Source organism: Streptomyces sp. NPDC044984, from assembly GCF_040646935.1.
Taxonomy (GTDB): domain Bacteria; phylum Actinomycetota; class Actinomycetes; order Streptomycetales; family Streptomycetaceae; genus Streptomyces.
In genome coordinates this window covers 353105-376075 of record NZ_JBEZBE010000002.1, presented here as the reverse complement: position 1 = coordinate 376075, position 22971 = coordinate 353105, and the positions used below count along the sequence as shown (strand labels likewise).

Annotated in this window: 15 protein-coding genes; 5 read left to right on the top strand and 10 right to left on the bottom strand. The window is 73.1% G+C overall.

Going from position 1 to position 22971, the window contains the following annotated elements; translation table 11 throughout:
* Nucleotides 1-28: 28 nt before the first annotated feature.
* Nucleotides 29-1126: a SagB/ThcOx family dehydrogenase gene (locus AB0A94_RS03795; RefSeq protein WP_361738321.1), complete on the bottom strand. Its 1098-nt coding sequence runs from the start codon at nt 1124-1126 to the stop codon at nt 29-31.
* Between the two features lie 757 nt (nt 1127-1883).
* Nucleotides 1884-5318 carry a CHAT domain-containing protein gene (locus tag AB0A94_RS03790; protein ID WP_361738318.1) on the bottom strand — a complete coding sequence of 1145 codons (3435 nt, stop codon included), beginning with the start codon at nt 5316-5318 and terminating at the stop codon, nt 1884-1886.
* Nucleotides 5319-6042: 724 nt separating this feature from the next.
* Between AB0A94_RS03790 and AB0A94_RS03785 the strand changes: the two genes are divergently transcribed.
* Together AB0A94_RS03785 and AB0A94_RS03780 are read left to right on the top strand one after the other, a co-directional pair.
* Nucleotides 6043-6441, top strand: coding sequence for an antibiotic biosynthesis monooxygenase (locus tag AB0A94_RS03785; protein WP_361738315.1), 399 nt, complete (start codon nt 6043-6045; stop codon nt 6439-6441).
* Nucleotides 6438-6587, top strand: coding sequence for a hypothetical protein (locus AB0A94_RS03780; protein ID WP_361738312.1), 150 nt, complete (start codon nt 6438-6440; stop codon nt 6585-6587). Before AB0A94_RS03785 ends, AB0A94_RS03780 begins: the two co-directional genes overlap by 4 nt.
* 13 nt (nt 6588-6600) lie before the next feature.
* Here AB0A94_RS03780 and AB0A94_RS03775 read toward each other — a convergent pair whose 3' ends face one another.
* Nucleotides 6601-8385, bottom strand: a complete 1785-nt coding sequence (locus AB0A94_RS03775) for a subtype B tannase (protein WP_361738309.1) — start codon at nt 8383-8385, stop codon at nt 6601-6603.
* Between the two features lie 200 nt (nt 8386-8585).
* On the opposite strand from AB0A94_RS03775, the gene AB0A94_RS03770 reads away from it, so the two are divergent.
* Entirely contained in the window at nt 8586-9797 is a 1212-nt protein-coding gene (locus tag AB0A94_RS03770; protein ID WP_361738306.1) for an MFS transporter, read from the top strand.
* A 25-nt stretch (nt 9798-9822) separates the two neighbouring features.
* Here AB0A94_RS03770 and AB0A94_RS03765 read toward each other — a convergent pair whose 3' ends face one another.
* Both AB0A94_RS03765 and AB0A94_RS03760 read right to left on the bottom strand, forming a co-directional pair.
* On the bottom strand, nt 9823-11190 hold the full coding sequence (locus tag AB0A94_RS03765; RefSeq protein ID WP_361738303.1) for a tryptophanase: 1368 nt from the start codon (nt 11188-11190) through the stop codon (nt 9823-9825).
* 44 nt (nt 11191-11234) lie between these two features.
* The gene (locus AB0A94_RS03760; RefSeq protein WP_361738300.1) at nt 11235-12410 is read right to left on the bottom strand and encodes a tryptophan dimethylallyltransferase family protein; all 1176 of its coding nucleotides are present in this window, start codon (nt 12408-12410) and stop codon (nt 11235-11237) included.
* Nucleotides 12411-12572: 162 nt separating this feature from the next.
* Between AB0A94_RS03760 and AB0A94_RS03755 the strand changes: the two genes are divergently transcribed.
* Nucleotides 12573-15536: a BTAD domain-containing putative transcriptional regulator gene (locus AB0A94_RS03755; RefSeq protein ID WP_361738297.1), complete on the top strand. Its 2964-nt coding sequence runs from the start codon at nt 12573-12575 to the stop codon at nt 15534-15536.
* Between the two features lie 126 nt (nt 15537-15662).
* Here AB0A94_RS03755 and AB0A94_RS03750 read toward each other — a convergent pair whose 3' ends face one another.
* From AB0A94_RS03750 to AB0A94_RS03735, 4 genes are read right to left on the bottom strand one after another with little or no spacing between them, the layout of a single operon-like run.
* Nucleotides 15663-16043: a VOC family protein gene (locus AB0A94_RS03750; RefSeq protein WP_361738294.1), complete on the bottom strand. Its 381-nt coding sequence runs from the start codon at nt 16041-16043 to the stop codon at nt 15663-15665.
* 14 nt (nt 16044-16057) lie between these two features.
* Complete coding sequence (locus AB0A94_RS03745; RefSeq protein ID WP_361738292.1) at nt 16058-16948, bottom strand: virginiamycin B lyase; 891 nt, start codon at nt 16946-16948, stop codon at nt 16058-16060.
* Entirely contained in the window at nt 16945-17583 is a 639-nt protein-coding gene (locus AB0A94_RS03740; RefSeq protein WP_361738473.1) for a CatB-related O-acetyltransferase, read from the bottom strand. Before AB0A94_RS03740 ends, AB0A94_RS03745 begins: the two co-directional genes overlap by 4 nt.
* An 11-nt stretch (nt 17584-17594) precedes the next feature.
* Nucleotides 17595-17981 carry a nuclear transport factor 2 family protein gene (locus AB0A94_RS03735; protein WP_361738289.1) on the bottom strand — a complete coding sequence of 129 codons (387 nt, stop codon included), beginning with the start codon at nt 17979-17981 and terminating at the stop codon, nt 17595-17597.
* Between the two features lie 123 nt (nt 17982-18104).
* Here AB0A94_RS03735 and AB0A94_RS03730 point away from each other — a divergent pair, with 123 nt between their 5' ends.
* Entirely contained in the window at nt 18105-20828 is a 2724-nt protein-coding gene (locus AB0A94_RS03730; RefSeq protein WP_361738286.1) for an AAA family ATPase, read from the top strand.
* Between the two features lie 162 nt (nt 20829-20990).
* On the opposite strand, the gene AB0A94_RS03725 is transcribed toward AB0A94_RS03730, so the two are convergent.
* The gene (locus AB0A94_RS03725) at nt 20991-22772 is read right to left on the bottom strand and encodes a lysyl oxidase family protein (RefSeq protein ID WP_361738283.1); all 1782 of its coding nucleotides are present in this window, start codon (nt 22770-22772) and stop codon (nt 20991-20993) included.
* Between the last annotated feature and the right edge of the window lie 199 nt (nt 22773-22971).

Below are 22971 nucleotides of genomic sequence, written 5' to 3'. Positions count from 1 at the left end.
GGGGCGCGGACCACGGTGAACCGCCGTGTCATCGCACCGCTCCCGGGCTCGGGAAGGCGAAGTCGGCCGGGAGCAGCGAGGCGGGTGCCTCCGGAACCCCCGCGGCCAACAGATAGACGGCGAACTCGTCGTCGGGGTCGACACCCAGGAACCGCTCCACCTGGCTGTCGGCGAAGGCGACGGTCTGGAAGGGGCCGAGGCCCAGAGCCGTGGCGGCCAGCGCGAAGGTCTGGGCGTAGTGCCCGGCGTCGTACATCCACAGGCGATAGGCGCGCGGGTGACGGTACTTCCAGGCCAGGCGGTTGGCGACGGCCGTGGTGAGAATGGTGAACGCGCCCTGGTAAGACGCTTCTTGATGGTACGTCAGGTCGGCCAACCGCGCCCGGTCGGCCCGGGCGTCCAGGAGTTCCAGCGCGTGGCGCACCACCGAGTAGTGGTACAGGCCGGTCGGGACGCCGGTGACGTTGTGGACGACGACGTACGCCTCGACTTCGTGGCGGCCGCCGGCCGAAGCGCTCACCCGGCACTGCTGCACCCCGAAGTCCCCGCCGTCGATGAACCGGTGCGGCGCGAAGCTGTGGAAGAGCAGTGTCGCGAGCTGGTCGAGGGAGACGGGGGCGTCCGCGAACCGGCGGTGGGTGCGCCGCCCGGCGAAGACGTCGTCCACCGGCGCGGTCAGGGGCAGGGGCCTGCGCGGCAACAGCACGACGGGGCTGTCCGCGTACTCCTTGAACGCCGCGGGGGCGTCGCCCCCGGCGAGGATCGCCTCCGCCTCGTCGGCCCGCCGGGGCGAGTCGACGAGATAGTCGACGTCCCGCGCCTCGACGTGGAAGCGCTGCGTCAGGCCGCCCCAGTGCTGCCACAGGGCCGGAACCCGGGGGTTGTCGTCCACGGCGGTGAGCACCCCGAGCCGGAGCAGACCGGTCACCGCCTGGCGCACCTGGGCCTCGTGCTGTGAGCCGAACGCGCCCGCCAGCTCGTCCAGGTCGATTCCGTCCCCGGCCCGGTCCAGCACCTTGCGCAGATCGTCCGAGAGCCTGATCCACTGCGCCCGCCCCGGGACGCCGACCTCCAGTCCCTCGGGAAGCCATCGCAGAACCAGGTGTTCGGGACGGCGGACCTTCATTCACGTCTCCCTCTCGGCGACCGCGCCGGCGACCGCCCTCCAGATGTGGTCCGGCTGTGATGCCTGGGCATCACAGCCGGACTTACCGTTCGTCCGCGCGGGACGATCAGGTGGACGGGTGGTGCAGCAGCACCTGGCCGTCCTCGACGATCTCGATGTCGAGCTCCATTTCTGTCACCTCCTGTTACTTGGTCAGCGGTTTTCCGACGTGTCGGCGGAGAGAAAAGAGAGCCCATTCTCAGCCTGGGCCGCTATTCGTTCCGCCGACGTGTTCGACATTAGGCCCGGTGTTTCGGCTCGGGCAAGACGCTCCACGATTCATGGCCAAAAATGCGGCTACGGCGCGCCGGCCCCATAGAGAAACTCCAGGTGAGGGCCTGTTTGATCGAGGCGACTCCTTCACTCGTGGCTTCCTGATCCGACCTTCAGGGGATCGTGAAACAAGTCTTGAGCGGTTCTCGACAGGGTGCCACTAGAATCCCCCGTCCGGAAATTGAAAGGTCTCCCTTTTTCGGGAATCCATCATTTCCGGCGGGCGTGGGAATTCTCGTCGAGAGCGGATGTGCGGTGTATCGGGTTTCCCGCGGCGATCCGCACGGGTGACGGCACCCGCGGACCGTCGCCCGCACTCGGGACTGCGCCGCGTGCGGTCCCGACGCCCGGCGAGCAGGCATGGGCGCGGTGGGCGCGGTGTGCGTGGTGGATGCGGTGGCCGTGGTGGCCGCGGTGGAGAGCCGACGGTCCGCCCCGTCGGCCCTCAGTCGCTGTCCGAGGCGGCGCCCGTCGCGGCGGGGCCGGGGTGACCCTGGTGGATGAAGGGGGCCCAGGCGGCCGGGCGGTCCAGCCGTGGACCCCCGCGCAGTTGGCCGAGCAGGTCGTCGCCGAGCGATCCCGGGTCCTCGCGGTGCGGATCGAGCATCCACATCTGCGCCGCCCTGAGCGCGTCCACCGGACTGAGGCCCTCGACGGACACGTAGTGGTGGAACACGGTCATCATCAGGGCCGAGGCGGAGTCACGGGTGGCCCACCGGGAGCCCACCACGTCGCGCGCGCCACCCGCCACGAAGGCGGTCGTCAGGGTGAGCGCCTCGTCGTGGTCGCGGGTGCTCAGGTCCGTCTCGCAGGCACTGAGCACCACCAACGGGCCGTCGTCCGAGCCCTGTTCACCCGTCCGGCGGCCGAGGAGCCGGGACACGGTCAGCATGCCGGGGTTCGGCCGCGCGTCCGGCCCGCCCTCGTCCGGCAGCAGTTCGGGACAGTCCTCGGGATACGCCAGTTGCAGGGCGGACGCCGTAGGGCTCGGTCCGGCCGAGCCGTGGCAGGCCACGTGGAGCACGGACGGGGTCCCGGCGAGCACGTCGAGGAGGTCGTCCGGGGTGCCGGCGGCCTCCGGTTCGACGGGGAGGTCGTAAAGGTCTCCGTACAGCCGTGCCCCCGGGTACAGGGACCGGTGGAGCGCCGCGACCTCCAGCTCGGCGTGCGGCAGGCTCATGCTGGGATCCGCCACCAGGACGGGATCGGCGGCCGGGGCGCGCCGGGCGCGGCGGACCGTGTCGAGGAACTGCCGGCCGGACGCCGCGTAGCTGAACACCATCGCCTGGCACGCGTACGCGTGCGGTGCCCCGGCGGGCAGCCGCGCCGCGTGCCACGGGACGATGCCGAGGCGCCCGCACGGCACCAGCACGATCCTCGGCGGGCCCGGCCTGCCCCTGCGCCGGTTCCCGTTGGCGGCGAGCCGCTCCGCGACGCCGCTCATGACGGGCACGATCACCGCTCCGGTCGCCCAGTCGCACAGCGCGGCGAGCGCTTCCTCCCATTCCTGTCCGGCGGACGCGTCGTGGGGCCGCGACTGGTGCCGGGCCGCCGCGTCGAGGTAGGCCTCCAGGGGGCCGCTGTGCTCGCCGGAGAGCATCGGCAGCGCCCGTACGCCGGTGCCGGTGTCCGGGCCCACCACGATCGCCATGCCCGGTGTGGTGCCCTCACCGGCCAGCAGGTAGACCAGCGCGTCCGCCTCGCCCTCCGCGACCCCGGCCTTCAGCTCCTCGACCGTGGGCGTCCGGAACAGCACGCCGTCCGGCTCCCGGTGGCCGAGCGCCACCAGCGCGCGGCGCCGCAGGGAACTGGGCAGTTCGCGGGGGAGCACGCCGGGCTCCCCGCAGCCGGCGGTGTCCGCCGCCCGCCACTCCCGGGCGAGTTCGTGGTGGCCCCGGGACTCCAGCAGGTCGGGGACGGCCCGCGAGGTGGACGCCGCCTGCAGCACCAGCGCCCGGCCCAGTTCCAGCGCGGCCACGGCCTCCTCGACCCGGCCCTGGGAGGCGGCCCAGACGGCGGCCCGTACGCCGCGGTCGGCTCCGGACCGGGCGGCCAGCAGACCGTGGTCGGGACCGGACTGCAGGACGACGTCACCGGCGAGCGCCTGGAGGGCCTCCAGCGCCGCGTCCGTGGCGGCGTCCCGGTCCGCCGGGTCCTGGGTGCGGGCCAGGCGGACGCGGTGGTTCTCCGCGAGCTGCCAGAGCGCGGGGGCGGCGATGTGCGGGTGCCTGCCCTGCCGGACGCGGTCGCGGACCCGTTCCAGTTCGCCGATGGCGGCGTCCAGGTCGGCCGGGTCCTTGGTCACGGTGTGCCGCATCGTCGCCGCCAGGGCGGAGAAGTAGCGGGTGTCCACGGAGGCGTCCGCGGGGAGAGGGGCGTGCTCGGGCATGAGGTCCGGCGCGTCGCCCACGACGGCCCGGGCGGTGAGCAGCGTGTCCCTGAAGGCCTTGACCAGCGGGTCGGGCAGGCCGTGGGAGGCGGAGGTCATGGAGGCCAGGGTCTCCTCCTGGTGGGCGAAGCCGCGCAGGAGCGTCCCGGTGTCCCGGGTGTGCGTGCCGAGGCCGGTCAGCGCGGTGCCGAGCGCGAGCCGCACCACCGGGTGGAACGGGTGGCCGGCCGGAACGGACCGCTCGAGGGACTCCAGTTCGTCCACCAGCGCCGCGAGGTCCTCCCCGGACTCCGCCTCCTCCGCCTCGCGCACCCGGAGGAGCAGGTTCATCGCCCGGTTGCCGATGAGGAGCCCGGCGGCGGCCGGGTCGGCGGCCGCCTGCTGTTCGAAGTGCTCGGTGACCTGCCTCGCGTGGCCGCGGGCGGCGTCCGTGTCCTGGTGGCTGCCGCCCAGCGGCTGGCCCGCCTGCAGCACCAGACGCATCAGGGTCTCGATCTCGGAGGCCCGGCCGTGACCGTCCGGCAGCCGGTCCAGGTCTGTGCCCAGCCGCTGGAGCAGTCGGCTGATCTGCTCCGGGTCGCCCGTGCGCAGGGCGTCCATGGTGCCGAACATCGCGGCCAGCCAGGAGCCGAGGACGGTGGTGTCGGCCTCCGGGTCCGGGGCGGCAGGGTCCGGGTCTGGGCGGGCAGGGTTCGGGGCGGCCGGGTTCGGGGCGGTCGGATTCGGGTCCGGGGTGCCGCCGTCGACGGCCGCCGACGGGGTTCCGGGGGTCCCGGCGGTTTCGGGGGTCCCGGGGGTCCCGGCGGTTTCGGGCAGGTCCTTCACCAGGTCCAGGAGCACCCGCAACTGCTCGGCGAAGGGAAGGTCCGCGGGCAGCATGCCCAGCAGCCGCTCCGGTTCGGAGAGGCCGGAGCGCGCCAGGTACGACAGCAGTTCCTGGGCCTGCCCGAGCTTCTCCCGGACATCCGGCGGCACCGGCAGCCGACCGGCCTCCTCGACCAGCGCGGCCAACTTCGCCATCTCTTCCTCCACCGCGCCCGAGCCCACCTTCAGCGTCTGGTCGAGGACGGGCCAGAAGTCCGGGGCCGCCCCCGGCGTGCCGACCGGTACCGACATGTCCGTCACCATCAGCAGGAACATCGCCGCCCACTGCCTGTCCTGCTCCGTCACCGCCTCGCCGGACGGTGTCGCGGGGTCCCGCGCCTCGTTCAGCAGGCGCTGCGCGCGCTCGCGGTCCTCCTGGGTGCCGTTCCCGGTGGCGTACCGGACGGCGAGCAGGGCGCCCAGGCGCACGGTGACCAGGCCCAGCAGCGCGTGATCGTGGTCCAGGAGGCCCCGCAGGCCCGAGAGTTCGGCCACCGGGCCGTCGAAGTCCCCGGGGGACAGGGTCCCCTCGCCCGCCCGGGAGATCACCCGGGCCGCACGCTCGGTCGCGTCGGCGGCCCAGAGCCGCAGTCCCCGGACGCCCCCGCCCGACTCGTCGCTCACCATGCTCGCGCGTCCCCCTGTCCGCCGCCGGTGTTTCCGCATCCACCGGCTCACCGGCCTCGTGGGCCCATGATGGTTCCACGGCCGCTCCCGCGGTACGGCGATCGCGTCAACTACCGGAAGAAAACCGGAAGTCGGCCAGGAGATGCCCTGAGAGGTGGTAAAGCTCCCCGAGGCTCCCCGAGGTTCCCCGAGGCGCGCGGCACCGCCGTTCGCCGTGTGCGGCCGGCCACCGGTGTCCGGGGGGCGGGGGCGGGGCGAACACCGGTCGTTGTCCGGGCCGGTTGTTCACCCGGCGGGGGACGTGCTGCTTCGCTGGTCCCGTGGGGAAACGGCGGAACACGTGGAGCGAGGGCGAGGGAGGGAGGTCCCGTGGACCTCGGTGGTGCGACCGTTCCGGTGACCACGGTCGTCGGGGTCGGCGGAACGCCGCTGTCCGCGCCGCTCACCCGGCGCGCGGCGGACCGCAGCCGGCAGCGCGGGCAGGAGCGCGCCGAGGAGCTGCGGGAACGCCGCAGTGAGACCCAGGAACCGCGGTCGTGCCACGTGGCGCTGAACACCGCGGGCCGGCAGCACCTGGCCGCGCTCACCGACCAGGCGCACGCACTGGACCGGCCCGGGGAGCCGGGTTCCGCACGGCAGCGGCTGGCCGAGGCGCGCGACCGGTACCGGGACGTGTGCGCGGAGGCCCGGATGCGGCTGCCGCAGCGCGTGCTCGAGCACGCGGGTGGCGTCAGCCACGACCTCGGCGTGGTGTACGGCAGGGTGCGGCGGCTGGACGACGGCGTACCGAGACGCGGGGACTCGCCCGCCGTCGTGCAGGAGGGCATCGACGCGCTGTGGGAGCGGTTGCGGGGGATGCGGCGCGAGGTGCGAGCCGATCTGGGCGTGTCCCGGGCGGATTCTCGCCGCCGACGGCTGCGACGGGGTCGACCTGCACCGCAGCGTCGAACACCCCACGCGCTACCGCCTCATGGTCCGGTGGGAGACGGTCGAGCACCACACCGTCACCTTCCGCGCCTCCGAGGGCTTCGCCCGGTGGCGGGCCCTGGCGGGGCCGCACTTCGCGGCCCCGCCGCAGGTCGAACACGTACGCTCCGTCCTCGCGCACGCCGAAGGCCCGTGAGGACCCTCGAGCCGCGTGCCGACCTGTCCCGTCCCGTCCTGGCCTGGCCCGTCCCGGCCACCTCCCGCGTCGTCTCCGTGCCGTCGGCGGAACGCTTCCGCGGTGCCGTGACCATCGGCCGCCCGCACCTGCACCCGCGCCCGTGACGCCCCGGCTCGGCTACCGGGAACGACGGCCGGCCGGCGGGTCGCCGGCCGTGCGGACGGCCTCGGCGATCCAGGCCATGGCCTCGGGCACGTCGAAGTTGCCGGCGTGCGGCTGGTTCCAGGCGAGCCGGTAGTCGAGGTTCTCGACCTGCTGGTCGGCGGCGAGCGCCCGGTCGAGGTTGACCGACACCGTGAAGGAGGTGTCCCGGTCGCGGGTGCCGTGGCGGACGTACCAGTTCGGCGCGGTGTCGGCGCGGGTGCCGATGAAGTCCATCGGGTTGATCAGGTGGACCTGGTCGTCGACGGTGGTGCTCCTCCTGGCGGTGTACTGGTCCCAGGTCAGCCCGGTGTCGTCGAGGCCGCTGCCGTCGCCGGCGACGTCGTTGTGGTTCCAGCCGTACTCGGTGTAGTTCATGTACGTCTGCGTCGACGGGCCGAAGAGGTTGGTCTCGGTGCGACTGGTGGTGTTCCCGTCGACGCCCACGGCGTCGAAGGCGGGGGTCGTCTTCAGTGTGGCCTGGGTGGCGACGAAGGCGAGGTACTTCGCCATGTCGACGGAGCGCACCGTGCGGGTGGCGGTGTCGACGTCGATCCAGTCGTTGACGTACGACGTGGTGGTGCCCCTCGACGTGATCTCGAAGGTGCCGCCCAGCGGCGGGATCGTGTGGGCGGGGTCCGCCTCCAGATAGGTCTCGGCGGAGCGGACGACCTCCTGCTCGACGGCGTCGAGCATGGTCGCGGCGGTGAGTCGGGAGCCGTCGGGGTTGCGCAGCCCGAGGCTCTTCTCGTACGCCGCGAACCGGGCCGCCATCTCGGCTGCTCCCTCGGGCGAGGGGTTCTGGCCGGTGGTGACGCGGGTGCCGAGGGCGTTGTACAGCCACTCGTAGGCGATGTCGGCGTTGCCGAGGTCGGTGATCGGGCAGTAGGCGTTGACGGCGAAGACGTCGTCGCGCAGGGTGCTGCGCCCCTTGGCGTCGATGCCGGCGGCACCGATCGCGGCGAGGTACGGGGCGTACTCGGCGCTGTTGCCGGAGGCCCCCAGGATCGATGCCAGCGCGCCGCCGCCGCTGGTGCCGTTGACGACGATCCGCTCGGCGCTGCCGGGCATCGCGGTGTCGTTGAGGCGCAGGTAGCGCACGGCGGCCTTGGCGTCGACCACCGCCGCGGGGGCCTTGCCGGGGGACGAGCCGTCGGCGCCGACCAGTCCGCGGCTGCGGTTGGCGACGTCGACGAAGACGTATCCGGCCTTCAGGGCGGCGCCGACGTTGCTGGTCGAACTGTTGTAGGAGGCGCCGGCGGTCACGCTCGCCCGTATGTAACTGGCCATCCAGCCACTGTTGTTCACGGCGAAGTAGATGGGCGCCCGCTGGTCGCCGAAGGCGCTCTCGGGGACGAACACGTTCATGCTCTGGTAGCCGCAGGCGGTGTTGGGGATGGTGGTGCTGCCCCCGGTGGGACCACCGGACTGCTGTGCCGCGGCGGCGACCGGGTTCGCGACGTAGCAGATCTCCTTGTACCAGCGCACGGTCACGGGACGGCCGTCGACGGTGACGGTGATCGTCGTGTAGCCGGAGGAGGCGAAGGCGAGCGCCGCGTCCTGGGGGTCCGCGGCAGGGCCACGGCTCTGCGCGGGGGCGGCCGCCGCGACGGTGGCCGGTACTACAACGGACGTGAGGACGAGGGAACCCGCGAGCGCCACGCTTCTCAGGAGGCGCTTGCGGGGCGCGGGGCGTTCCGCCCGCACGCTCGTCGGGTGGGCGAGTGCGTCACGTCCGTGGGAAGCGGTCAGCCGCTGCATGGGTCTCCCCTCATCGAGCACCAGGTGCTCCGCCGATGCCTCGGGGTCAAGGCGTGACGCACGCTACAAGATTGTCAACAATATGCCCAGCAATCTAGCGGACATTTTTCTCGGAGCTCTTGGACCATGTGCGATGCGGATGCGTACGGTCGTACACATCGGGAATGTACGACCGTACGCTCCACCTGTAGGCTCCCCGCATGACTGTCGACGTACTGCAGCAGCCCACCCGGGCCGACCGGCGGGCCCGTGCGGCCGTGGCCGTGCTGTTCCTCACCAACGGGGCGCTGTTCGCCAACCTGCTGCCGCGGTATCCGCAGATCAAGGCCGATCTCGGAATCGGGAACGCCGCCTACGGGCTCGCCGTCGCGGCGTTCCCGACCGGTGCCATCGCCGCGGGGCTGGCGGCGGGAGTGCTCGTCCGCCGGCTGGGGTCGGCCCGCGTCGCGGTGGCCGGCACCCTGCTGACCGGCGCGGGAGTCCTCGCCGCGGGCCTGGCCGACTCGGTGGCCGTGTTCGCGGCGGCGCTGTTCCTGGCCGGGGCCATGGACGCGATCACGGACGTCGCGCAGAACGCCCACGGCCTGCGGGTGCAGCGCCGCTACGGACGCTCCATCATCAACTCCTTCCACGCCATCTGGTCCATCGGCGCCGTCACCGGAGGAGCCATGGCCGCCGGCGCGATCGCCCTGGACCTGTCCCGGGGGCAGCACCTGCTCGTCTCGGGTGCGGTGTTCGGGATCGCCGCCTGTGCCGCCCTGCGCCACTGCCTGCCCGGGCCCGACACCGAGCCGGCCGGGGAAGGAGGGGGCGCCGCGGACGGCGACCCGCGGCGGGAGCGGAACACGACGGCCTCCCGGCGCACCGGGTACGTGCTCACCGCTCTCGTCCTCATCGCCACCGCCGGCACACTCGTCGAGGACGCGGGCAACTCCTGGGCCGCGCTGTACCTCGCCGACTCCCTGGACGCGTCGGTGACACTGGCCGCCTGCGGATTCATCGCCCTGGTCGGAGCGCAGTTCGTCGGCCGCCTGATCGGTGACCGGCTCGTGGACCGGTTCGGCCAGCGGCAGGTGGCCCGCGCCGGCGGGGCCGTCGCCGCGGCCGGCATGGGCCTGGCGCTGGCCGTCCCCACGGTGCCGGGGACGGTCCTCGGCTTCGCCGCGGCGGGATTCGGCGTGGCGACCCTCGTGCCCGCGGCGATGCACGAGGCCGACGAACTGCCCGGCCTCAAGCCCGGATCGGGACTCACCCTCGTCTCCTGGCTCATGCGCCTGGGCTTCCTGTGCTCCCCGCCCGTCGTCGGGCTCGTCGCCGACGCGGCCGGCCTGCGCGCGGGCCTGCTCGTGGTACCCCTGGCCGGACTCCTCGTCGTCCTGCTCGCCGGGGTGCTGCGCCCCCGGCGACGCTGAGACACCGCCCGGGACCGTCCGCGCGTCATGACGGGACGGGTTCCAGCTTGCAGCGGAAATGACGGAGGAGGGGAGGCTGCTCGACCACGCGGTAGCCGGGGATCCGCTCCTTGGCCTTCACCGTCGCGGCCAGGACCTCGCCCACGTGGTTCAGGTGGCTGAGGCCGTAGGTCCTGCGGGGAAGCGCCAGCCGGACCAGTTCGTAGGGGGCCGTGATGACCGGTGCGCCGTTCTCGTCCTCCCGGCCGAGGTAGAGCGAACCCAGTTCCACCGAGCGGATGCCGCCCTCGAGGTAGAGCTGACAGGCGAGGGCGTGGCCGGGGAAGCGGTGCGCGGCGATGTGCGGGAGCAGACGGCCTGCGTTGAGGTAGAGGGCGTGCAGGCCGGGAGGTTCGACGATGTCGATGCCGGCGTCACGGGTCAGGCGGGCGAGGTGCCGGGTGGCGTCGGCGCGGGACCGGAGGTACCGGGGATCAGTGGCCTCGGTCAGCCCTTGGGCGACCATGTCCAGGTCCCGGCCGGCCAGGCCGCCGTAGGTGGGAAAGCCTTCCGTGGCGATGAGCAGCAGCTCGCACCGCTCGGCGAGGGCGCGGTCGCGCAGGCCGAGGAAGCCGCCGATGTGGACGATGCCGTCCTTCTTCGCGCTCATCAGGCAACCGTCCGCCAGCCGGAACGCCTGCTCGGCGACCTGCCGCGGACTCAGGTCACGGAACGCCGGCTCGTGCTGGGTGACCAGCCACGCGTTCTCCGCGAAGCGGGCGGCGTCGAGGAAGAGCGGGACCGAGTGTTTCCGGCACAGGGCGGCGGCCCGGGTGAGGTTGTCCATGGACACCGGCTGGCCGGCCGCGCCGTTGTTGGTCAGCGTCATGACGACCAGGGCGATCCGGGAGGCGTCGGGGCCCCGCAGCGCTTCGTCCAGCCGGTGCAGGTCGATGTCGCCCTTGAACGGCTCGTCGCTGTCGAGATCCCCGGCCTGCGGGCAGGGAAGGTCAACCGCCTGGCAGCCGGCCAGTTCCACGTTGGCGCGCGTGGTGTCGAAGTGGGTGTTGCTGAGCGTGATCCGTCCCGGGACGAGCAGGGTGGAGAAGAGGATGCGCTCCGCCGCCCGGCCCTGGTGGACCGGTAGGACACAGGGGTAGGAGGTCAGTTCCCGCACCACTTCCCGGAAGCGGTGGAAGGACCGTGACCCGGCGTAGGACTCGTCGCCCGCCATGCCCGCGGCCCACTGCGCCGCCGACAGGGCACCCGTTCCCGAGTCGGTGAGCAGGTCGACGGTGACCTCGTCGGCGCGCAGCCCGAACAGGTTGTAGTGCACGCGCCGCAGGGCTCGTTCACGCTGTGCTCTCGTCGTCACCGGAACCGGTTCGACGACCTTGATCCTGTACGGCTCCACAACCTCACCCTTCCTGGTGCGCGGTCTGTTCGGGGTCCGAACCGTCATCCGGTGGTACGGAGTCGGTGTGCGCCGCGCGGAGGGCGGACCCCGTAGGCCTCCGGCGAGAAGTAGACGTTCACGCGAGGCGGTTGCCAGGTGCTCCGCACGAGGGACAGATAGGCGATCAGGCCCACTCCGTCCGACGGGTGACGGGACGTCATCGCGTCCCACGCGCGGTCGATGACGGTGGCGTCCATGCCGTGGAGCCGGAGAACGGCCGCCGCACGTCTCCGGGCGACCCCGTCGTCCCGTGCGTAGTCGCGGACGGGTACGTGGACGGTGTAGCCGCTGGGGTGCTCCCCGTCCCGCTCGGTGTAGGAGAGGCAGGACACCAGGGGCCGGTGGGCGAAGCGCCCGGGGTCGCCTCCCGCCACGCGGCAGAACTCGTCCACCCGCCCGGCGCGACCTCCCGGCAGCAGGCGGGAGACAGCGTGCACGTCCGTGGCGGTGACGTCGTGGTGAGCGACGTACACCTTCACCCGTGGCGTGTGCCACCGGCCCAGGTCCAGTGCGAAGAACAGGATCTCGTCCTTCTCGGGGCCGCGTGGCACGGCTCGTTCCCGCAGCGCGCGCCATGCCCGGCCGAATCCGAACCGGCCCAGTGCCTCCTTCGCCACCTCGGCGGCTCGCTCCCGCCCGTGGGCCTGCGGATTGACGTACACCTTGATGCCCGTGGGCCGGTCCCGCCGCAGGTCCATCGCGCACCACAGCGCGAAGGGGCCGTGGGCCGCCGCCGGGAAGAAGAGGTCCTCCACCCGGCGCACCGGTTCGGTCGAGAAGGCCCGGCGCGAGGCCAGCGCCTCCAGGGCCCGCAGGCCCAGACGGCCGTTCTCCCCGATCGTGGCCGCCGTGCAGCCGGGTTCGGCCAGGACCCGTACGGCCGTCTCGCTTCCCGCGGTGAACGCGAGGGAGAACTCCACCGGGGAGTGGTCGTCGCAGACGAACGAGGGGGAGGGCGGGCCGGCGTCCAGAGGACGCCGGGCGGCAGGGCCGAGCAGGTCCAGCAGGTCGAGGAGCGGGACCTCACCGACGCCGTCCGGGTCCGTGAATCCGGCCGCACGGCACACCCCGCGCAGTTGTCCCCCGACGAGCTCGCCCAGGGTCATGCCGGTGACGGCCGCCGCGGACGTCGTTTCCGCGGCGGGGGAGTGCGGCTGTCGGGGATTGCTCGGAACCATGTGCGGACTCCAGGACGGTGTGCCGTGAACGCCGGGCCCACCGTCCTCACCGGGGGCTTCGCGCCGGTCACTTCCCGGTCACGCGCTGGCTACAATGCGTGTCGGGGTGGTCGCTCTTCGTTCTCTGGTCGTGGCCGCCCCGGGCGAGTGACCGGGGGAGCGGTGAGTACGCGGTACGAGTTCAAGGTCCTGGGGCCCCTCGAAGTCCTGCGCGACGGGCGGCCGGTGCGCATCGACGCGGCCAAGGTCCGGCTGCTGCTGGCGGCTCTGCTCGCCCGGGCCAACCACGTGGTCACCGTGGAAACGCTGGTGAACCGGCTGTGGGGCGAGCATCCGCCCGGCCGGGCGCGCAACACGCTGCAGAACTACGTCCTGCGCCTGCGTCGCGCGCTGGACTGTCCGCCGGGCGGTGCGCCCGTCCTCACCCGCCCCCACGGTTATCTGATCGAGGCCGCGCCGGACGATCTGGACCTGCACCGTTTCACCGCCCTGGTCCGCCAGGGCCGCACGGCCCTCGAAGAGGGCGCGGCGGTGCGCGCGGCCCCCCTGCTGCGCGAGGCCCTGGGGCTGTGGCGGGGGGATCCGCTGTCCGACCTGCCCGCGCACCTCCTCCAGGGCGTCGTACCGGCGCTGTCCGAACAGCGTCTGGACGCACTGGAGTTGCGGATCGACGCGGACCTGGCCCTCGGCCGGGCCGCCGACGTACTCCCGGAACTGAGGGGCCTGGTCGAGGAGTACCCGCTGCGTGAGCGTTTCTGGGCCCAGCGGATGCTCGCGCTGTTCCGTTGCGGGCGACAGGGTGAGGCGCTGGAGAGCTACCGCACGGTCACCGCGTTGCTCGCCGACGAGCTGGGCGTCGCGCCCGGGGCCGGGCTGAGGCAGGTCCACCGGTGGCTGCTGGCCGCCGCCCCGAATCTGGACGGGGTGCGGGCGGAGAAGGCGGCTCCGCCGTCCCGGGACGGCGGACTGCCGGTCGAGATGACGACGTTCGTCGGCCGCGAGACCCAGGTGGCGGAGGTGCGGCGCCTGCTGGGGGCCGCCCGGATCGTCACCCTCACCGGAGCGGGCGGTGTCGGCAAGACGAGGCTCGCGCTGCGGGTCGCCGCGGAGGTCGCGCCGTCCTTCGCCGACGGTGTCCGGCTCGCGGACCTCGCCCCGCTGAGCGACGCGGGCCTCCTCGACCGGGCCGTCTCCGAGGCACTCGGACTGCGGGACCAGTCCGCGCGGCCCGCCGCGGACGCCGTCGTCGGCCATCTGCGCGACCGGTGCCTGCTGCTCGTCCTGGACAACTGCGAGCACCTGGTGGAGCACGTCGCCGCGCTCGTGCTGAGGCTGGCGCGCGCGGCACCCGGACTGCGCGTACTGGCCACCAGCAGACAGCGCCTGGGCGTGCCCGGAGAGCACGTGCTGACGGTGCCGTCGCTCACCCTGCCCGGCGCGGACGGCCAAGGGGACGGCACCGTCCGCCCGGAGGACACGGCCGGAGCCGACGACCCGCTGCTCCGCTCCGAGGCCGTGAGACTGCTCGTGGACCGTGCCGCCGGCTCCGCCCCGGCCTTCCGGCTCACCGCCCGCAACCGTGAGGCGGTCGCCCAGCTGTGCCGGCGGCTCGACGGCATGCCGCTCGCCATCGAACTCGCGGCGGTACGGCTGAGCGCGATGACGGCCGAAGAGGTTCTGGAGCGCCTCGACGACAGGTTCCGCCTGCTGTCCGTGCCGCGGTCGCGTACGTCGGCCCGCTACGGCCACACCCTGCGGGGCGTCGTCGACTGGAGCTACGACCTGTGCACCGAAGGGGAGCGGCGGCTCTGGAACCGGCTGTCCGTGTTCTCCGGCGGCTTCGATCTGGAGGCGGCGGAAACGGTCTGCGAGGGCGAGGGAGTGGCGCGCGAGGACGTGCTCGACCTGCTGGCCGGGCTGGTGGACAAGTCGATCGTGGTGGTCAACAGCTCGGGTGACCGCGCCCGGTACACCTTGCTGGAGACCATCCGCCAGTACGGCCGGCAGCGGCTCCGGGAAGAAGGCCGTACGGCACGGCTGCGGGACCGGCACAGTGACTTCTACCGGATGACGGCGGTACGGGCCGGCCGGGAATGGTGCGGGCCGCGCGAGGTCGACTGGCTGATCCGGCTGCGCACCGAACTGCCCAACCTGCGGACCGCCCTGGACTACTGCGCGACCCGGCGGGACCGGGTCGGGGCCGGTGTCGAGATCGCCGTGAACCTGGCCCGTACCCGGTGCTGGTTCTTCAGCAGCACCCTGGGGGAGGGGCGGCACTGGCTGGAACGCCTGCCGGCCCCCGGCCCGGACGGGGCGCGCGCACCGGTGGTGCCGGACGCGTCGGGTACCGCGACCGCGGTGACACCGGAGCTCGTCGTCGGGGCGCTGGTGATGAAGGCGTGGATCGCGCTCTGCCAGGGCGACAACCCGGCGGCCGGGACCTTCCTGGCCGAATGCCGTGCCGCGGCCCGAGAGCTGCCGGACGGCCCGTCGGCGGCTCCGGTGACGTACATCGAGGGAGCGCACGCCATGCTCGTGCGGGGCGACCCGGCCGGCATCGCGCTGCTGGCCGAGGCGCGGGACGGGTTCCGTGCCGTCGGGCAGAAGGGCGACGCCCATATGGCGACGATGCTGTGGGCCATGGCGGAGGCGTTCTTCGGCGATCGCCCCTCGGCCTGCGCGGCTCGGGACGTGTACGTCGCCGAGGCCGAGGCGAGCGCGGCCGAATGGGCCCGCACCTGGGCCCGGTGGTGCACGGGGCTCGTGGAGCTGCGACACGGCGAAGCGGCCGACGCCCTGGCCCCTTTGCGCGAGGCGCTGGTGCGGCAGAGGGCCATCGGGGACAGCTGGGGACCGGTGTGGGGCCTGGAGACACTCGCCTGGGCGGTGGCGGCCACCGGCGACTGCACCAGGGCGGCGTGGCTCCTGGGCGCCGCCCACCGCCTGCGGCGGGACACGGGGGTGGCGCTGATCGGTCTGCGCCCCTTCCACGAGGCGCACGTCACCGCCGAAGGCCGGGTGCGCGCGTCCCTGGACGCCGACGCGTACCGGACGGCATGGTCCCGGGGCGCGTCCGCCGAGGACGGTCTGCGACTCGCGCTGGACGAGGGGGCGTTCGGGGGGTGACGCGGGCGGTCGTCCTGTGGGACCTGCCTTCCTGTCCGCTTGCGGCGGGTGCCTGAAGCCGGGCCCGGCCTTTCCGCGGGGCGGTGTGTGTCACGGGGTCCTTTCGGGCGGTTCGGTTCATTCGGTTCAGAGGTAGGGCTTGGTGACCATCTCGATGGCGTGGCCGGCGGGGTCGTTGAAATGGACACCGCGGCCGCCGTGCTCGGTGTTGGTCTCGCCGGGCCGCGTCATCCGGGGATCGGCCCAGTGCTCGGTGCCGGCGGCCCGGAGGCGGGCGTAGGCCCGGTCGAACAGGTCGTCGTCGACCAGGAACGCGTAGTGGTGCGTCTGGATCCGGTCGACGCCGGGCAGCTCGGCGAACCGCAGCAGTACGCCTTCGTCGAGCTGGACGTTGGTGAACGGACCCCACGACGGCGCCTCGGGGAGTTCGAACAGTTCGCGGAAGAACCGGGCCGGCTCCTCGCGGTCGTCGGCCGGGACGATCGTGTGGTTGAACGTCACGGGCAAGGTGAACTCCTCTGTCAGGAAAGCGTGTTCGGGGCGATACGGGCGAGGGCGCCGGTCTCCAGTGCCGTCCACACGGCGCCGTCGGGGCCGAGGGTGATGCCGTGCGGCTCCGAGCCGGACGTGGGCAGGTCGTGCACCTCGATCACGCCCTCGGTGGTGATGGAGCCGACGCGGTTGCCGCCCCACTCGGTGAACCACAGGGCGCCGTCGGTGCCCGCAGTGATGGCGTGCGGCCGGCCGGCGCGGTCGGGCAGCGGGAACTCCCTGATCTCGCCCTCGGGGGTGACGCGGCCGATGTGGCCGGCGGCGATCGCGACGTACCAGACGGCGCCGTCGGGACCGAGGGCGATGCCGACGGGCGCGGCGGCCGCGGTGGGCAGCGGGTGGACGGTGACCGTGCCGTCGGTGCCGATCCGGCCGATCGCGTCGGCCTGGTTCATGGTGAACCACATCCCGCCGTCCCCTCCCGCGGTGATCGCGGACGGGAACGTGCCGGTGGCCGGGAGCGGGAACTCGGTGACCTCACCGCCGGTGGTGACGCGGCCGATGCGGTCGGCGGCGGTCTCGGTGAACCACAGCGCCCCGTCGGGCCCCGCCGCGATGCCGAACGGCCCGCACTCCGCGGTGGGCAGCGGGAACTCCGTGACGGCGCCGTCGGTGGTGATCCGGCCGATGCGGTGTGCCTTGTATTCGGTGAACCACAGCGCGCCGTCCGGCCCGGTGGTGATGACCGTCGGCCCGCAGTCCGGGTCGAGCCGGTGGCTCTCCGGTTCGGCGCCGGGCACGAGCCGGCCGATCCGGCCACTGTGGACCAGCGTGTACCACAGCGCGCCGTCCGGGCCGGTGGTGATCGCGTACGGTCCGCCACCGGCCACGGGGTGTTCCACGATCGACACGTCTGTCATGCGGTCACCTGTCCGTGGTCGGTGGCGATGCGGGCGATGTCGGCCGGGGTGCCGGCCATGATGGTGCGGGCGTGTTCGGTGACCAGCCCGACCGGCCAGTCCCACCAGGCGGCCCGCAGGAGCCGGTCGACGTCGGCGTCGTCGAACCGCCGCCGGATCGGGCGGGCCGGGTTGCCGCCGACGATCGTGTACGGCGGTACGTCCGCGGTGACGACCGCGCCGGCGGCGATGATGGCACCGTCGCCGATGCGTACGCCGGGCATGACGGTGGACCGGTGGCCGAACCAGACGTCGTTGCCGACCACGGTGTCGCCCCGGCTGGGCATGCCGGTGACGATGTCGAGGGTCCGCTCGGCCCACTCGCCGCCGAACATGGTGAACGGGAAGGTGGACACGCCCATCGTCGGGTGGTCGGCGCCCGCCATCAGGAACCGGGTGCCCGTGGCGATGGCGCAGTACTTGCCGATGACGAGCCGCTCCGGGCCGTAGGCGTAGAGCACGTTGCGGTGCTCGAAGTCGGTGGCGCCTTCCGGGTCGTCGTAGTAGGTGTACTCGCCCACGACGATCTTCGGTGAGCCGACCAGCGGTTTGAGGAACACCACCCGGTCGTGTGCCGGCAGCGGGTGAAGGACCATCGGATCGGGTGTCAACTTCCAGCTCCTGGTGAAGTGGTGTCTGCGGGGACGGGGTCGAGGAAGCCGTACACGCGACGCAGGCGGCCCTGCTCGGTGACCATGACGGCAAGTCCGACGATCACCGGAGGGCCGCCGGCCGGCGCCAGCTCCCACGCGAGGCGTGCCACGGCGTGGTGGCCGTCGACCTTTCCGGCCGGCCGGTACACCAGGCCGGGGAACTGCCGCTGGGCCGTGGCCACCACCTCCTCGATGGCGTCGCGGCCCTCGGCCGCCACGATCGGATCGACGTAGCCGGCGTCGTCGGTCCAGAGCTCGTCGACGAGCACCCGGCGCCTGGCCGGATCGCGCTCGTTCCAGCTCGCCAGGTACCGCCTGGCCAGCTCGTCGAAGCCGGACATGGTCGATCTCCCTCCGCCGCCGTGCCCTGTTCCACCACGCTACGCCCGGGGGCCGGGGGCGGAATCCGTCACGCCCCGGTCATCCGGTCCGGGAATCCCGGTCGGCTTAAGTACTCTCGCCAGGTGTTGCACGGACGGGGTCACGAGATATCAGTCATCGACCGCTTGCTGGCGGACTGCCGGACCGGTCGCAGCGGTTGTCTGCTCATCACCGGGGAGCCGGGCATGGGCAAGACCGCGCTGATGGAGTACGCGGCGTCGGCGGCCGACGGGCTGCGGGTCCTGCGCGGCACCGCGATCGAGTCCGAGGCCCATCTGCCGTTCGCCGGCCTGCACCTGCTGCTGCGACCCGCTCTCGACCGGACCGACGCCCTCCCCGCACCGCAGGCGCGTGCCCTGCGCGGGGCCTTCGGCCTCGCCCCGGCCGAACCGGGCGACCGTATGCTCGTCGGCCTCGCCGTCCTCTCCCTCCTCGCCGAATTCGCCGACGGCGGGCCCGTCCTGTGCCTCGTCGACGACGCGCAGTGGCTGGACCGGGCGTCGGCCGAGGCCCTGCTGTTCGCCGCGCGGCGGCTCGACGCCGAGGGCACGGCGCTCATCATCACCGCCCGGACCGGCTTCGACGCCCCCGGACTCGCCCACCTGCCGCTGACGGGGCTCGACGCGCCCGCCGCCGCCGGCCTGCTGGCCGAGCACGCCGCCACGCTGTCCCCCGCCCACCGGTACCGGGTACTGGCCGAAGCACAGGGCAACCCGCTCGCCCTGCTGGAGCTGCCGGTCGCTCTCGCCGCAGGCCGGCCGGTCGCCGCCGGCCAGGCACTGCCCATGACCGACACGGTCCAGGCGGCGTTCCTCGACCGGGTACGGCGGCTGCCCGAGCCGAGCAGGCACCTGCTGCTCGTCGCGGCCGCCGAGGACACCGGTGACCGCGACGTCGTTCTGCGCGCGGCCGCCCCTCTCGGCTGCCGCCCCACGGACCTGGTGCCCGCGGAAACGGCGGGGCTGCTCCGGGTGGACAACCACACCGTGCGCTTCCACCACCCCCTCGTGCGGTCGGCCGTCTACCAGGCGGCGCCGGTCAGCCTCCGCCTCGTGGTGCACACGGCCCTCGCCGAAGCCCTCCACCGGCCGGAGGACGCCGACCGGCGCGCCTGGCACCACGCCGTGGTGGCCACCGGCCCCGACGAGCAGGTGGCCGCGGAACTGGAGGGCACCGCCCGACGGGCCACCGAGCGAAGCGGATACGCCGCCGCGGTGGCGGCCTACGAACGGGCCGCACAGCTGACGGAGTCCGGCACGGACCGGGCCCGCCGACTCGTGCTGGCGGCGGAGGCGATCGCCGAGGAAGGCGACATCGACCGCATGGTGGAGCTCGCCCGGCACGGCGCCGCGAGCACCGACGACCCGGCCCTGACCGTGCGCGCCATCCGGGTCCGCGCCGCCGCGGCGTTCCACCACGGATTGCTCCGCACGGCCCGCCGGTCGCTGACCGAGGCGGCCGAGCTGACCCGGGCCGACGACCCGGCACTGGCCGCCCACATGCTGCTCGACGCGGTGCACGCCGCCTGGTATCTGGGGAAGGACGAGATCGCGGACACCGCGGACCGGCTGGACGCCCTGCCGTTGCCGCCCGACGATCCGCTCACCCACGTGGCCCGTCTGCTGACCTGGGTGGTGCGGTCCGCGACCGGCCAGGGGGGCCGGGACCCCGAGACCCTCACACGACGCGTCGCGGCCGCCGAACGGACCGGATTCGGCGGCCCGCACGACACGATCCTGGTCGGAGCCACCAGTCTCCAGGCCGTCGGCCGGGACACCGAGGCACACCGGGTGGCCGGCGAGCTCCTCGCCCAGTGCCGCGACCGTGGACGGATCGGCCGGACGCCGCCCGTGCTGGCGTGTGTCGCCCGGTCGTCGGCCTTCCTCGGCCGTCACACCGACGCCGGGGACGAGGCGACCGAAGCGCTGCACATCGCCCGGGAGCTCGGACACCGGCAGTGGACCGCCGAGATCAGCGGCGTACTGGCCTACCTGGCCGCGGTGGCGGGCGACGAGCGACGCTGCCACGCCTTCGCCGACGACGCGCTCGCCGCGCCGGAGCCCGGCGCGGCCCCGCCCGGCATGTCCTGGGCACACTGGGCACTGGCCCTGCTCGACCTCGGCCACGCCCGATGGGAGTCCGCCCGCACCCGTCTGGCCGCCCTGCACACCGGACCGGTGAGCCATCAGCTTCCCGGCCTGCGCAGCATTCCCGACCTGGTCGAGGCGGCGGTGCGGCTCGGCCGGCCGGCCGACGCCCGTGAGCCGCTCGCACGGCTCACGGACTGGGCGCACGACGCCGCGCAGCCGTGGATCGACGCGCACGTCCAACGCTGCCGCGCGCTGCTCGCGCCGGAGGCGGACGCCGCGGAGCTGTACCGGGCCGCGTTGCGGCTGCACCCCGGCGACCGGCAGTTCGAACGCGCGCGAACCGCTCTCCTCTACGGCGAATGGCTGCGCCGCACGCGCCGCAAGTCCGAGGCCAGGACCCAACTCCGCGACGCGTTCGAGACCTTCCGGAGGCTCGGCGCCACGCCCTGGGCGGAACGGGCCCGCGCCGAGCTCGACGCGACCGGCGAAGTCGTGTCCGCGCCCGAGGACGCGGGCGGAGCCCTGTCCGTGCTCACCTCGCAGGAACGGAAGATCATCCGGCTGGCCGCACGCGGCCTGTCCAACCGGGACATCGCCGCGCAGCTCTTCCTCAGCCCGCGCACCGTCGGGTACCACCTCTACAAGGCGTTCCCCAAACTCGGCGTCACCGCACGGACCGAACTCGCCGCCCTCACCCTCACCGATGCCGCACCATGACGTCATCCCCGGTCCTGGCATCGTCCTTCGGCGCGGCCCTCCCCGACTCCGTTACCGGGCCCCTCCGTCGACCCTCGTGAGCGAACGGGGTCCCTGGGCGGTTCCGGCGGGCCGGGGCGGCTCCGGTTCGTCTCCGGGGCCGCCCCGGCCGTCAGGGGCGGGTCAGTTGGCGTCCACCAGGTGGTGCGGGGGGACCGTCACCGTGCGGGCGCCCTTCTCGCCGCCCAGGACGACCTCCCGCAGCGCGCTGTTGTTGCTGTGGTCGGTCTCCTTGAGCCGGTTCTCCGGGTTGGCGAGGACCTGGATGTAGTACGTGCCGTTCGGCAGGTCCGTGATGTCGAAGGACTGGCCGGGCAGGTCCTGGGTGTAGGTGTCGCCGGAGCCGACGTCGAGCACCTCGCGGACGGAGATGGAGTTCTCCTCGCCGCACGCGGTGGACAGGTCCGTGTTGTCCGGGTGCCAGTCGGCGTTCTTCACCGTGTAGTCGACGGCGTCGGTGTTGGCCAGGCAGAACGCCTCCTTGCCGCTGCGCACCGTCTCCTTCTGGTCGGCCGTCAGCAGCCGGTAACTGGCGAAGTCCAGGAAGTGCCAGTGCTCGTGGCCGGGACGCGGGTCCCACTCCATGCCGCCGGTCGGGGTGTATCCGACCTGCTTGCCGTCGGCGTCGTAGAAGTACTGGTAGGCGTCCATCACTTCCTTGCCCGGGGAGCGGAAGCCGTCCACGACGAGCTTGGCCGGGCCCGCGTTCCACACGTTGGCGCTGAAGGCGAGGTAGTCCTTGCCGGGCACCTCCTCGTAGCCGTCGCTGACGGTGATGCCGAACGCGGGCAGCGAGCGCAGGTCGGGCTTCGGAACGTCGGGCACGGACGCCTTGCCGGCGGGCCGCTTCGCGTTGGGCTGGGCGCCCGGCGCCTGCCGCGAACCGTCGGTCTGCCCGGGACCGTCACCGACCTCGGCGGTGGTGAGGGCCTGCCGCCCCAGGGACTTCCTCTTCAGCGCCCACGGCAGGGCGGGCGGAGCCGACGGGTAGGGTCCGTGGCCGGCGTTGTACGAGGGGCCGGCGCCGCTCGTCACGGCGCCGGGGGCCGGGGTGTCCGCGGCGGCCCCGTGCTGCGCGTGCGCGTCGTGCCGCGCGTGGGCGTCGTGCCGCGCGTGGGCGTCGTGCTGCGCGTGGGCGCTGTGCCCGGAGGCGGTGGTCTTCGCCGAGCTGCGGGCGCCGGCACTCTCCTCGTCTTCCCAACTGCGTTCGCGGACCACCACCTTGACGGTCTGCGGCTTGTCGGCGATGCCGAAGAGATCACGGTACTTCTTGGCCACGTTGATCTCGGCGGTGTAGGTGCCGGCGTCCAGCTGGGCTGTCTCGGTGTAGTGCCCCGAGTAGGTGTTGGACGCCCAGCCGTTCTCGACGCCCCACACCGAACCGAGGGTGAAGGGGTTCGTCGGACAGCTCTCCGGATACTTCGAGTTGGCGGGGGCGTCCGGCCGGACCCGCCCCGAGGCGTTGTTGGGGCAGAACGTCTCGGTCTTCTCCAGCACCGTCGAGCCGGCCGCGTCGGTGAGGGTGATCTGCGTGAAGTCCGGCAGGCCGGCGAAGTCGTTCACGAGCCCGGCGGGGAGCGTCTTGGTCCGGGTCTTCTTCCCGTTCCGGAGGATCTGCTGGGCGACGACCGGGTCCTTGTAGGACTTCCGGGTCACCTTGAGCTCGAAGGCGCCGTTCTCGGAGGTGAGGTACGTCCCGAGGTCGAGATAGACCCCGGGATCCTCCTTCCACGAGTCGAGCGTGACGGAGGTGGAGGCGGCGATCAGGCTGAGCTTCGGCGTCGGCTCCTCGGACTTCGCGTCGGGCGCGGCGGCGACGACGCCCGCGGCCACGGCGATGGCCGCGGCGATGGCGAGGGAGGGGCGGGTCAGGCGGCTGGGGCGGCCCTTTGGGAGTCTGTTCATCAGTCCTCGTGCTTCCGGCTTTCGAGTGCGTCATGGAACGTGGACGATCAGCACGACCCCAACTGGCTTTCGGAGCCGCGGTGTTCGGATCATGAGAGGCCGCTGGGCACCCTCCGGGTTGTCTCTGCTCACCCGGACGGCCCCCAGTTTGTCCGAAAAGCGCTTACCGGCTGCCGGACTTGGCTTACGTCCATGTGGA

Bases quoted from the DNA above. Each gene is read 5' to 3' on its own strand.
- AB0A94_RS03725 (WP_361738283.1), bottom strand. From the start codon at position 22,772: ATGAACAGACTCCCAAAGGGCCGCCCCAGCCGCCTGACCCGCCCCTCC.
- AB0A94_RS03740 (WP_361738473.1), bottom strand. From the start codon at position 17,583: ATGGTCCTTCACCCGCTGCCGGCACACGACCGGGTGGTGTTCCTCAAA.
- AB0A94_RS03745 (WP_361738292.1), bottom strand. From the start codon at position 16,948: ATGACAGACGTGTCGATCGTGGAACACCCCGTGGCCGGTGGCGGACCG.
- AB0A94_RS03795 (WP_361738321.1), bottom strand. From the start codon at position 1,126: ATGAAGGTCCGCCGTCCCGAACACCTGGTTCTGCGATGGCTTCCCGAG.
- AB0A94_RS03770 (WP_361738306.1), top strand. From the start codon at position 8,586: ATGACTGTCGACGTACTGCAGCAGCCCACCCGGGCCGACCGGCGGGCC.
- AB0A94_RS03735 (WP_361738289.1), bottom strand. From the start codon at position 17,981: ATGTCCGGCTTCGACGAGCTGGCCAGGCGGTACCTGGCGAGCTGGAAC.
- AB0A94_RS03760 (WP_361738300.1), bottom strand. From the start codon at position 12,410: ATGGTTCCGAGCAATCCCCGACAGCCGCACTCCCCCGCCGCGGAAACG.
- AB0A94_RS03790 (WP_361738318.1), bottom strand. From the start codon at position 5,318: ATGGTGAGCGACGAGTCGGGCGGGGGCGTCCGGGGACTGCGGCTCTGG.
- AB0A94_RS03775 (WP_361738309.1), bottom strand. From the start codon at position 8,385: ATGCAGCGGCTGACCGCTTCCCACGGACGTGACGCACTCGCCCACCCG.